General features: G+C 47.2%; 1 protein-coding gene. It reads left to right on the plus strand.

All coding sequences use genetic code 11. From position 1 onward, the window contains the following. Positions 1 to 40 precede the first annotated feature (40 nt). Positions 41 to 612, plus strand: a 572-nt coding sequence (locus tag R7R78_RS27670; protein ID WP_225474800.1) for a MipA/OmpV family protein, incomplete at its 3' end; no start/stop codon positions are given.

The raw sequence follows: 612 nt of genomic DNA on the forward strand, positions 1-612 counted from the left end.
ACTTTGATTAAAACCCATGAAGAGATTGAAACAAGCCACCATGATGCTTCCGCTCGCTGCGGCTGTATCAACGGCTTATGCAACAGATGAGCAAACGTGGGGCATTGCCGCCATGTATCGCACGGCCTCGATTCCTTTTTACACTGCTAACGATGACTCTACGGTGAGCACCTTCGTGCCGATGATGTTTTTTGAAAATGAACATTTGTACATTAACGGACTCGAGGGCGGCGCTTTTCTGTTTAACGAAGAGGATTCTGACTGGCGAGTGAGCGCGATTACGCGCCTTCGTTTTGTCGACATTCCTAAATCCGTTCAAAACGCGTTTGAAGGTGATCGCGTCGATTTTGGTGGCCAACTGCGGTATGACTTCAATGAAAACTGGCGCGCTGAAGTGGAATTGATGACGGATGACGAGTTTCAGTTCCACTCAAACTACAGAATTGCAGCAAATTACGAGCTGGGTGATTGGGAGTTCGAACCATCTTTTACCATCCGTTATAAGGACTCTGATTTCAACAGCGAGTATTACGCTTTCAAAGATGTGACAGGGGAAAGAATCGGTGCTGGCGCAGATGCTAATCTTGGCATCAAAGCGCGTTATCACGTGAT

This window comes from Vibrio sp. 2134-1 (assembly GCF_033339495.1).